Origin of the sequence: Kitasatospora sp. MBT66 (genome assembly GCF_000710405.2) — a bacterium.
GTDB classification, from domain to species: Bacteria; Actinomycetota; Actinomycetes; order Streptomycetales; family Streptomycetaceae; genus Kitasatospora; species Kitasatospora purpeofusca.
On the sequence record NZ_JAIY01000004.1, the window covers coordinates 724,686 to 735,863 of the forward strand.

Consider the following 11,178-nt stretch of genomic DNA (forward strand, 5'->3'; position numbering starts at 1 on the left):
GGCCCGTCCGGCTCCGGCAAGACCACGCTCGCGCAGACGCTGCTGCGCTTCCTGGACCAGCGCGCGGGCAGCGTGGTGCTCGCGGCCGGTCGTCCACAGGCTGTGGACAGCCGGGCGCTGGCGGGGGAGGACGTCCGCCGGGTGGTCGGGCTCTGTGCGCAGGACGCCCATGTCTTCGACAGCTCGCTCCGGGAGAACCTGCGTCTCGCCCGGCCCGACGCCGCCGAGGACGAGCTGCGGGCCGCGCTCGCCGCCGCCCGGCTGCTGGACTTCACCGAGAGCCTGCCGGACGGGCTGGACACCATGGTCGGCGAGCACGGCGCCCGGCTCTCCGGCGGCCAGCGGCAGCGGCTGGCGCTGGCCCGGGCCCTGCTCGCGGACTTCCCGGTGCTGGTCCTGGACGAGCCCGCCGAGCACCTCGACCTGCCCACCGCCGACGCCCTCACGGCCGACCTGCTCGCCGCCACCGCCGGGCGCAGCACCGTACTGATCACCCACCGGCTGGCCGGACTGGACGACGGCACGGTGGACGAGGTGCTGGTCCTGGAGGCCGGCCGGGTGGTCGAGCGGGGCGGCTGGTCGGAGCTGCTGGCCCGGCCGGAAGGGCGGCTGCGCGCCATGCGCGAGCGCGAGCTCGAGGCGGAGGGGCTGCGGGAGGCGGAGGGGCTGCGGGAGGCGGAGGGTCTGCCGCTGGCGGTCGGGTAGCCCGGGCCCCTGTCCGTCGCGTCGCTCCTACCGCCGAAAACCGTACAAACTACGCTCAACGACATGGACTCCACGCCAGACCTGCCCTCCTTCGCCGCCTCGGAGCCGGAGCCCGACCAGGCTCCGCACCGCGTGCCCGAGATCTCGTCGCTCGGGCTGGACACCCTGGTCACCGAGGTGGCCGAACGGCTGCAGTCCGCCGCCGCCGTCACGGACCGGATGCAGCGGCTGCTGGAGGCGGTCGTCTCGGTCGGGGCGGGCCTGGACCTGCACGCGACCCTGCACCGGATCGCCACCGGCGCCGCCGAGCTGGTCGACGCCCGCTACGCCGCCCTCGGGGTGATCGCCCCCAACGGCCACGGGCTCTCCGACTTCATCCATGTCGGGATCGACGACGCGGTGGCCGCCGAGATCGGCGAGCTGCCGGTGGGCCGGGGCATCCTCGGGGCGCTGATCGACCGCCCCGAGCCGCTGCGGCTCACCGACCTCGGCGCGGATCCGCGGTCCTTCGGCTTCCCGCCGCACCACCCGGGCATGAAGACCTTCCTCGGCGAGCCGATCAGGATCCGCGACGAGGTGTTCGGCAACCTCTACCTCACCGAGAAGCGCGGGGGCGGCGCCTTCACCCCCGAGGACGAGCAGGTGGTGCACGCCCTGGCCGCCGCGGCCGGGGTCGCGATCGAGAACTCCCGGCTCTACGAGGAGGGCCTGCGCCGGGAGCGGTGGATCGCCGGCGCGGCCGCCGTCACCACGGCGCTGCTGTCCACCGACCAGGCGGAGGTGGCGCTGACCATCGCCGCCGAGCAGGTCCGGGAGCTGGCGGACGCCGCGCTCGGCATGATCCTGCTGCCGACCGTGGACGGCCAGATGCGGGTCGCCCACGCCTCCGGGGAGGCGGCCGAGTTCGTGCGCGGCGAACTGCTGCCGCCGGACAGCTTCGCCGCCCGACTGCTGGCGGGCGAGAGCGTCCACCTGGACGACATGTCCACCGATCCGACCGTGGTGATCCGGCTCGCCCGCAGCTTCGGCCCCTCGCTGGCCGTGCCGATGGTCGCGGCCAGCCGGGTGCTCGGCGGGCTGTGCGTCTGGCGTCCGCGCGGGGCGCTGCCGTTCACCGACGGCGAGAAGCAGCTGGCCGAGACCTTCGCCTCGCAGGCCGCGCTGGCGCTGAGGCTGGCCGAGGGCCAGCGCGACCAGCAGCGGCTCGCGGTCTTCCAGGACCGCGACCGGATCGCGCGCGATCTCCACGACCTGGTCATCCAGCGGCTCTTCGCCACCGGGATGATGCTGGAGGGGGCCGCCCGGCGGGCCGTCGTCCCCGAGGTGAAGGTCCGCGTCGGCGAGGCCGTCGACGAACTGGACGCCACCATCCAGGAGGTCCGCACCACCATCTACGCGCTCCAGCACGACGACCACGGCGACGCGCCCGACACCCTGCGGACCCGGGTGCTGCGCGAGTGCAGCCAGGCCGCGGCGGCGCTCGGCTTCAAGCCCTCGGTCTCCTTCGTCGGTCCGGTGGAGAGCCTGGTCGGCGAGAAGACCGGCCGTCAACTGCTCGCGGCCCTGCGGGAGATGCTCTCCAACGCGGCCCGGCACGCCCGGGCCTCCCGGGTCGGCGTGGAGGTCGACTCCACCGTGCACCTGGACGACGACGGCCGGCCCGTGGGCGGCGACCCGGAGTCGCTGGACCGGGGCGGGCGCCCCGGTGTCCTGCTGACCGTCACCGACGACGGCGTCGGCATCCCCGAGGGCGGGCGGCTCAGCGGCCTGCGCAACCTGACCCGGCGGGCCGAGGCGCTCGGCGGGGACGCCTGGCACGAGCCGGGGCCGCACGGCCGGGGCACCCGGGTGCGCTGGACGGCGCGGCTCTGAGTGCCCGTCGGAAGTGGCTGACCGCTCGTCGGAATGGTCGGGGCGACTCGGGACATTCTCGAACGGTTGGTGAACGACGCGCAGCGGAAGCGGGAGTGCTTGGCGCGCGGAAGGTGTGCAGTCGGTGAAAGTTTAACGAGAGAGAACTTCGCGGCCAACGGAGAAAGTTGTGCATTTCGTGGCCTTCCGGCGCTCTCGTGTGCACACATAGCTTTACTCCCGTCTCGGAGAGAAACCGGACCGTGGGGGAGCAGTGGACGCGTCTGGCCGCGGTCACACCGCAGCAGGGGCAGGTCGAGGGGGATTCCGGGCCGAACGGGCACCGGACGGACGGTACCGCTGGCAACTGAAGGCGCCGAACGGGCGTGTTGTCGCGGTCACCGCGGCCGCGTACGAGACGGCGGCGGAGGCGGAGCGCGGCTTCGACGGCTTACGGGTCGTCGCGGACGGGCTCACCGCCCGGATCACGCACGTCCGGGACGGCATCGGGTGGGTCTGGGTCGTCCCGGGCACCCGCAACCTTCCGGAGGTGCGGTCCAGCCGTGCCTACGAGCGGTATGCCACCTGTCAGAACGCCTTTCGGCGCTTCGTGGTGCTGCTGGCGAAACAGCCGGCCCTCGAACGTCCCGAACCGATGGAGCGGGGGCCGTCGTTGAGAACCACCGATGTCCGCTGAGCGACGCGGGCCGCGCCTGCTCTCCGTCCCGGTCGGCGACCGTTCGCTGTCCTGGGCGCTGCGCGCGGCGAACGGCAGACAGCTCGGCGTCGGCGTGCGCACCTATCGCAACGAGCAGGAACTCGCCGACGCGGTCCGTGAATTGATCATCGAGCGGACCGCACTGCGGTGCTCCGTCGGCCAGTCCGAGGCCCGCCTCTGGGTGTGGACGGCGTATTTGCCGCTCCGCACCACCCGTCCGGGCGCCGCCGAGGCGGCCGGGCCGGTGGCCCGCAGCGCCCGGGGCTACCTCCGGCGCGACCAGTGCCAGGCCGGCGTGACCGGATTCCTGTCCGGGCTCCAGCGCCTGGGGCAGGAGTCGCGCCGCCCCGGCCGGGAGGACAGCTGGCCGTTCTGACGGCCCGTCCGCCGTCCAGCAGCCGCCTTCGGGCGGCTGTTCGTGCTGGCCCGGCACCAGAACCGCCCTTCCCCCTCTTCCGGTGAAGCCCAGGTTTCCGGCAACCCCCCGAGTCGCCACCTGGAGAAGAACGTCACCGGCCTCCCACCTGCGACTTTCCCACCCTCCGCGGCCGGGCTGACCTGTCGCTAAACCTCTCCGAACCGAGAAATCGACAATCGGCGGCGGCCCCGGTCGGCCCTTCCGACGGAACCGGGCCGACCGACAGGATCGGCACTGCCGGAGCGGCCACCGCGGACGTGGCCACCGGCCCCGGGAACTGACCACCAGTACTCGGGCACAGCGATGTACTGCTCTCCCACCGGAGGAAGAGGAACATGCGCAAGACCGCTGCCAAGCTGCTCGCCATCGCCGCCATCGCCACCTCGGTCGCCACCGTCGCCGCCGGCACCGCCGTCGCCGACCCGTCGACCCTGCCCACCCTGCCGGCCGCGCAGGACATCGTGGGTGTCGGCTCGGACACCACCCAGTCGGTCCTGAACGGCCTGTCGGTCGGCTACAACGCCGCGCTGGCCGCTGCGGGCAACACCACCTCCCCGCGTCTGTACAGCTGGGACGCGACCGGTTCCTCCCCGATCACCACCAAGACCGGTGCGACCTCGATCGCCCGCCCGAACGGCTCCGGCGCCGGCATCACGGCCCTGGGCGCCAACACCAGCGCCACGGTCGACTTCGCCCGCTCCTCGCGCGCCCCGCAGACCGGCGACCTGACCACCGACCTGTTCGTCGCCCTGGCCAAGGACGCGGTGTCCTGGGCCGCGAAGAACGGTGGCAACGCCCCGGCCGACCTGACCACCGCCCAGCTCAAGGGCATCTACGAGTGCACCATCACCAACTGGCAGCAGATCAGCCCCTCGCTGGCCAACGCCACCATCAAGCCCTTCCTGCCGCAGACCAGCTCGGGCACCCGCACCTTCTTCCTGAAGACCATCGGTAGCGGCACCCCGGTCGTCCCGGGTGCCTGCGTCACCTCCGGCACCCAGGAGAACCAGGGCAGCGACCCGGCCCTGAACGACATCAACGCCGTCGTTCCCTACTCCGTCGCGCACTACGTCGGCCAGGTCTACTACGGCCAGGGTTCCGGCAGCGACGTCCAGGGCCCGCTGACCGTCCGCAGCGTCAACACCATCGCGCCGGTCGACACCGTCAACAAGACCATCGCGTCCGGCTTCGCCAGCACCACCTACGGCCGCGTGGTCTACAACGTCGTCCGCAGCGCCGACTGGAACGCGGGCGACGCCCACGCCACCGCGCTGAAGGCGATCTTCGGTGTCGGCGGCTTCATCTGCACCAACGGTGGCGCCGGCTCCACCATCGTCAAGAACTACGGCTTCCTCGCCCTGCCGAACGGCGCCTGCGGCTCCACCATCCACATCTGATCCACCCCGCACCTCGCACCGACCGCACGTCGCACCAACTGCACCGACCGGCGGTCACGGGCTCGCGCCCGTGGCCGCCGGCCCACCGGACGGCTCCCCCAGCACAGCAGGAGGAACGATGCGCAGGACCATGGGCAAGCTGCTCGCCGTCGTCGCACTCGCCGGCTCGCTGGCAGCCGCCACCGCCGGCCCGGCTCTCGCCGACCCGCCCGTACTGCCGCAGCCCCAGGACATCGTCGGGGTCGGCTCGCACACCACCGGGCCGTTGTTCAACGCCTTCTCGGCCGCATACAACTCGTACCTGACCGGGCTCGGCGACACCACCTCGCCCCGGCTCTACAGCTGGGACTCGACCGGACCCTCGCCGATCACCACCAAGGCGGGCGCCCCGGCGATCGTCCGCCCCTACGACGTCGGCACCGGTCTCTCCGCCTTCAACTCGGTGTTCCCCGCCGGCATCGACTTCGTCCGGGCCGACCGCGGCCCGCAGAGCGGGGACCCGACCACGGACCTGTTCGTCGCCCTGGCCAAGGACGCCGTGTCCTGGACCGCGACGAGCGGCGGCCACGCCCCGGCCAATCTGACGGCGGCCCAGCTCAAGAACATCTACAGCTGCACGATCACCAACTGGCGGCAGATCGACCCCTCGTTGGCGAACGCGACGATCAAGCCCTTCCTGCCGACGGCGGGCTCCGGGACGCGCTCGATCTTCCTGGCCGCGATCGGCAACCCGACCTCCGGGCCGTGCGTGACCACCGGCCCCCAGGAGAACCAGGGCACCGATCCGGTCCTCAACGACCCCGACGTGGTGTTCCCCTACTCGGTCGGGCACTACATCGGCCAGGTCTACTACGGCCGCGCGACCACCACCGACGCGCCCGGCCCGCTCACGGTCCGCAGCGTCAACGGCATCGCCCCGGTCAACACGACCGCTCAGACGATCAACGCGGCGCTCGCCGCGACCGCCTTCGGACGGGTCCTGTACGACGTCGTGCGCCAGGCCGAGTGGACCGCCACCGACGCCCACGGCCAGGCCCTGCGCAACGTCTTCGGCAACCTGGGCTGGATCTGCCGCAACTCCGTGGCCACCGTGCTCATCAAGACCCACGGCTTCCTGACCCTGCCGGTCGCCGCCTGCGGCTCCAACACCCACAGCTGACCCATCGTCCGGCCGCGGCCGGCGACTCCCGGAGGACCTGGAACATGCGCAAGGCTTTCGTCAGGCTGCTGACGAGCACGGCTCTCGCCCTCTCGTCGGCGGTCGGGATCGGCGGCGGTTCGGCCGTCGCCGATCCGTGGAGTCCCGCCGCGACGGACATCGTCGGGGTCGGCGGGCACTCCTCGGCGGCGCTGCTCAACCGGCTCTCGCAGGACTACAACGCTTTTCTCGCCGGGAACGGCGACACCACCTCGCCGCGGCTGTACAGCTGGGACGCGGTCGGGTCGTCACCGATCGTGCCCAAGAGCGGGGCGGCGGCGATCGCCCGGCCGACGGGGGCCGAGTCCGGGCTCCGGGCGCTGATGAACACCACCAGTGCGACGGTGGACTTCGCCAGGGTGGAGCGGCGTCCGCTCGCCTACGCGGGCGACAACCCGGGGAGCAACTTCGTGGCGCTCGCCAAGGACGCGGTGTCCTGGGCGGCCAAGGGAACCGGGCACGCGCCGGCAAGCCTCACCACCGCCCAGCTCAAGGGCATCTACGAGTGCTCCATCGTCAACTGGCGGCAGATCGATCCGGCCCTGCCCGATGCCAGGATCAAGCCCCTGCTGCCCACGTCGGACTCGGCCACGCGGCGCTTCTTCATGACGGCCATCGGCAGCGGCACGGAAGTGATGGCCGGAGCCTGTGTCACGGTGTCCCCGCAGGTCGAGGACCAAGGCGTCGGAGCCGAGTTCGACGATGACGACGCGCTCGTCCCTTACTCGGTGGGCCACTACATCGGCCAGGTGTACAAGGGGCACGGGTCCGCCACTGACTCCCCGGGACCGCTGACCGTCCGGAGCGTCAACGGGATCGCCCCTGTCGACACCTCGGCCGGCACGATCAGCGGTGCGTTCGTCGCAACCGCGTTCGGCAAGGTGATGAGCAACGCCGTACGCCGCTCCGACTGGGACGCGACCGATGCACACGCCGCGGCACTGAAGGGCATCTTCGGGATCCAGGGCTGGATCTGCGCCAGCGGCGCCGGCGCCATCGCGGACTACGGCTTTCTGCCGCTGCCCAAGTACGCCTGCGGGAGCGTTACGCACCTCTGAATCCCGAAGAACCGAGAACTTCGGCCGGTCGTCCACGCCGGGCATCGCGTGGACCGGCAGGCCGTCGAGGCGGCACCGCACGGCTGCCGTCTGCACCACCCAGCACCACTGTCACCTCTCCCAAGGAGTACAGCATGTCCCGTACCCGCGCCCGCCTCGCCGCGACCAGTGCCGCCGTCGTTCTCGCCGTTACCGGGATGAGCGGTGCGGCTGTCGCCGACGCGGCCCCGGCGGCCACGGCGGCCTCCGGCAGCGCGGTGGTCACCTCCAGCACCACCTTCCTGAAGGACCAGGCGCTCAACGGCATCGTCGTCATCCCGCTGCCGACCGCCGACCCCGCGTACGACAGCACCACCGGCATCACCACCACCTTCCCGGTGACCGGCGGTTCCGGCGACCTGCCCGCCTACTACGGCGACATCGACCTCGGTGGCGGCCTGCTCTTCATCAACCTGTTCACCGGCAAGAGCGCCACCTTCAAGCAGCTGCACTTCAGCGTCGGCAACTGGCAGATCACCGGCGTCCCGGTCGGCGGCACCTCCCCGGTGGCGCTGCTGGACCCGGCCGGCGACAGCCAGGTCTCCCGCGCCAACGGCGTGCAGACCCTGACCTCGTCCGACCTCCAGGTGGACCCGGCGGGTGCGCAGTACCTGGACACCAAGCTCAAGACCTCCTTCTTCAAGGGCGGCCAGTCGGTGGGCTCGCTCGCCATCAACTTCACCCCCGCCAGCTGATTCCTCGTCAGCCGGCTGTTCCCGTATTACGGCGAGCCCGCGCCCAGGCGCGGGCTCGCCCGTATGCGGAGTTCCCAACTCCGGTACGGAGTCGTCGCGTTGTCGTCTCGTACATCCGGTCGACCTGATCCGGCCATGTAGGGCTGGCCGAATAGTAGGCAACCGGAGCCGTCAGCCTGAGCGCGACCATTCCCTCGTGCCGCCCTCCGGGGCGGTTCGCAAATCCCGGAGGTGCCAGCCATGAGATTCCGCGTACCCGAACCGAGAGAGCGAGGGCGGTGGCGTCGGCGACTACCCTCGCTGACGCTTGTCCTGGCCGTGGTGGGTGCCCTGGTGACGGTGCCGGTCGGGCTGGGTGGTGTGACCGAGGCGCACGCGGCCTCGTCGGTCACGGTGAAGGGGCCGAAGGTCTGGCGTCCGGGGCAGGTTCCGGACCACGGGGACGAGGGCAGTGTCACCGTCTCCCAGACGGAGAGCCTCACGGACCAGGTGATCCAGGTCTCCTGGAGCGGCTTCACCCCGAGCGTGGACCTGAGCGGCGCGCCGGCGAAGTCCGTGCAGCAGCATTCCAGCACGGTGCTCTACCCCGTCCGGATCTACCAGTGCCGCGGTCTCGACCCCAAGATCACCGACTGCTACGGCAGTTCGCTGTACGGCGGCAACCCCGAGCTCGGGTTCGAGCAGCCCGTGCTGCCCGCCGGTGTGAACGAGCCGGACCTCCCGTCGAACATGCGGATCTCGGTCACCGGGACGGACGGCTCCGGCGCCGCGGCGTTCGAGGTGCGCTCGAAGCGTCTCAGCCCGTCCCTGAACTGCGACGCCACCCACCCGTGTTCCATCGCGGTCGTCCCCAACTACGGAGGGGACGCGAACGACCTCTACGGCATGCGCGGCGGTGTTCCGGACTGCAACGAGCACATGCTGGACTTCGACGGCGTCTTCAACACCGCCTCGGACCTCGTGATCGACGGGTCCGACAACCCGACGACCGGCGCGCATGCGGGCGAGATGTGCGCCTGGGCGCAGCGGGCCGTGGTCGGGATCAACTTCGCGCCCACGCCGGACGAGTGCGGCACGGTGGCCGCCGATGTCGTCGCCGCCGGTCTGGAGATGGCCAACCGGGCCATGCAGCAGTGGATCACCGGGCTCTGCCTCGACAAGTCCCCGCTCGGGGTCCAGTACTCCTCCGGTGGTGGTGAGCCGCAGGCCCGCCAGTCCTTCCTCAACGGCAGCCGGGTGGACCTCGGTCTGACCGCGCTCCCCGACCCGGGGGCGCCCAAGCGGCCGTACGTCTACACACCCCTGGCGACCACCGGCATCTCGGTCGTGTTCTGGGTGGACGACCAGGAGGCCGGCCGGCAGATCCGCGACATGCGGCTGAACGCCCGGCTGGTGGCCAAGATGCTGACGCAGACCTACCGGGCACCGGGTCTGAAGCTGGAGTCGGTGGACGGCAACCCGTTCTGCATCTTCGAGGACGAGGAGTTCAAGCAGCTGAACCAGCTTCCGGCGTCGAGCGGCCTGAAGTGGCCGCCCTGCCGGGGGCCGGAGTACACGCTGCCGATCGTGCTCGGCACGGCCACCGACCTGACGGTCCGGCTGACCTCGTGGATCGCGAGCGATCCCGCGGCGGCGCGGTTCATGGCGGGCGAGGCGGACCCGTGGGGCACCAAGGTCAACCCCCACTACATGGTGCCGACCTTCCAGGGTTACCCGATCGACCAGTTCGTCCGGGAGGACGACACCGGCGCGGTCCAGCCGGCGGGGCAGCCCCCGATCGCCGACCACCTGAAGCACTGGAAGCAGTACGAGTGGAACCCGCTGCAGACCAGTCTCAACAAGGTGCTCCGCGACCTGCAGGACGGTGTGGTGACCGCGAAGCAGGCGGCGCCGATGGCCGACGGCACCCACCCCGGCTACGGGGCCCAGCCGTTCGGGACCCGCTCGCTGTTCGCGATCGTGGACAGTGGGCAGGCCAAGGCCTACGGCCTCTCCGAGGCGGCGCTCCAGAACGAGGCCGGCGCATTCGTGTCGCCGTCCCGCGACTCGCTCCTCGCGGCGGTCAACACCATGCCGGTGGACCCCGCGACCGGTGTCCAGCTGCTGCCCTACGGTGAGTCGGGCAGCGCGTACTCCAAGGAGCAGCGGGCCTACCCGCTGACCGTGGTCCAGTACGCCATGACGCCCACCGGCGGGCTCTCCGCGGAGAAGAAGGCCGGGGTCGCCAAGTTCCTGAACTCCGTCACCACCACCGGCCAGCTCTACGGCGTGGAGCCGGGCCGGCTGCCGGACGGTTTCCTGGCGCTGACCAAGGACCAGCGGACGCAGGCCCAGGAGGCGATCGCGCACGTCCAGGCGCAGGACGGCAAGTGGCCGGGCAACCAGAAGCCGCCGGTCGAGCCGGGCGGCGGGGAGAACCCGTCGGAGCCCGGCTCCGGCACCTCGGGCGGCACCGGTGGCACTTCGGCCGGGACGACCGGCGGTTCCACCGGTGAGACCACCGGCGGCTCGGGCAGCACGGGTGCCACGGGCACCTCGGGCAGCACGGGTACGACCGGCGGCACCGGTACGACCGGTGGCACCGGTGGCACGGACAACTCCGGGACGACCTCCGGGACCTCCTCGGTGACCGACACCAGCGGCACGAGCTCCTCCGGCACCTCGGGCACCTCGGGCACCACCGGTGGGAGCAGCAGCTCCAGCAGCGGCGGCCTCGGCACCACCGGTGGTACCTCGGGCACCACCGGCACCACCGGTACCACGGGCACCACCGGCACGACCGCCGGCGGTACGGCGGCCACGGCGGGTACGCCGGCCAAGCAGGGTGCCGGCCCCGGCGCCACCGCGACGCCCGGCCAGAGCGCCGGGCCGCTGGCCGCGGCGCCGGTGGCAGCGGGTTCCCCGGCGCCGGACCGGTCCGGCGGTGCGCGGCTGCTGCTGCCGATCGCCCTGATCGCCGGCGCGGTGCTGCTGGTCGGCGGTCCGGCCGCGCTCCTGCTGGGCGGCACCGCCGCGGGTGCGCGGGCGGCTGGAGCGGCCCGCACCGCGTGGACGCGCATCCGTCGCCGTCCCTGACACCGCCCCGACGGTGAGGACTCG

The 11,178-nt window shown here is 72.0% G+C and carries 9 protein-coding genes; all 9 read left to right on the top strand.

The genetic code is table 11. The features are described 5' to 3' along the window. A partial coding sequence (locus BI06_RS09885) for an ATP-binding cassette domain-containing protein (RefSeq protein WP_043467026.1) occupies positions 1–705 on the top strand: 705 nt, incomplete at its 5' end. Positions 706–768: 63 nt separating this feature from the next. Next, the gene (locus tag BI06_RS09890; RefSeq protein ID WP_078879727.1) at positions 769–2,577 is read left to right on the top strand and encodes a GAF domain-containing sensor histidine kinase; all 1,809 of its coding nucleotides are present in this window, start codon (positions 769–771) and stop codon (positions 2,575–2,577) included. A gap of 253 nt (positions 2,578–2,830) precedes the next feature. Beyond that, positions 2,831–3,253, top strand: coding sequence for a DUF1508 domain-containing protein (locus BI06_RS55450; protein ID WP_030392336.1), 423 nt, complete (start codon positions 2,831–2,833; stop codon positions 3,251–3,253). Beyond that, complete coding sequence (locus tag BI06_RS09900; RefSeq protein WP_030392335.1) at positions 3,243–3,650, top strand: hypothetical protein; 408 nt, start codon at positions 3,243–3,245, stop codon at positions 3,648–3,650. Before BI06_RS55450 ends, BI06_RS09900 begins: the two co-directional genes overlap by 11 nt. Positions 3,651–4,027: 377 nt before the next feature. Further along, positions 4,028–5,089 (top strand): PstS family phosphate ABC transporter substrate-binding protein, encoded by a 1,062-nt coding sequence (locus BI06_RS09905; RefSeq protein ID WP_043467028.1) that lies wholly within the window; start codon positions 4,028–4,030, stop codon positions 5,087–5,089. 118 nt (positions 5,090–5,207) lie between these two features. After that, a complete protein-coding gene (locus BI06_RS09910; RefSeq protein WP_082558394.1) occupies positions 5,208–6,248 on the top strand; it encodes a substrate-binding domain-containing protein in 1,041 nt (346 codons plus the stop codon). Positions 6,249–6,292: 44 nt separating this feature from the next. After that, positions 6,293–7,345: a substrate-binding domain-containing protein gene (locus BI06_RS09915; protein ID WP_043467033.1), complete on the top strand. Its 1,053-nt coding sequence runs from the start codon at positions 6,293–6,295 to the stop codon at positions 7,343–7,345. A gap of 134 nt (positions 7,346–7,479) precedes the next feature. Beyond that, entirely contained in the window at positions 7,480–8,079 is a 600-nt protein-coding gene (locus tag BI06_RS09920) for a hypothetical protein (protein WP_043467035.1), read from the top strand. A gap of 321 nt (positions 8,080–8,400) precedes the next feature. Beyond that, positions 8,401–11,154, top strand: a complete 2,754-nt coding sequence (locus BI06_RS09925) for a hypothetical protein (RefSeq protein ID WP_158516409.1) — start codon at positions 8,401–8,403, stop codon at positions 11,152–11,154. Positions 11,155–11,178: the final 24 nt, after the last annotated feature.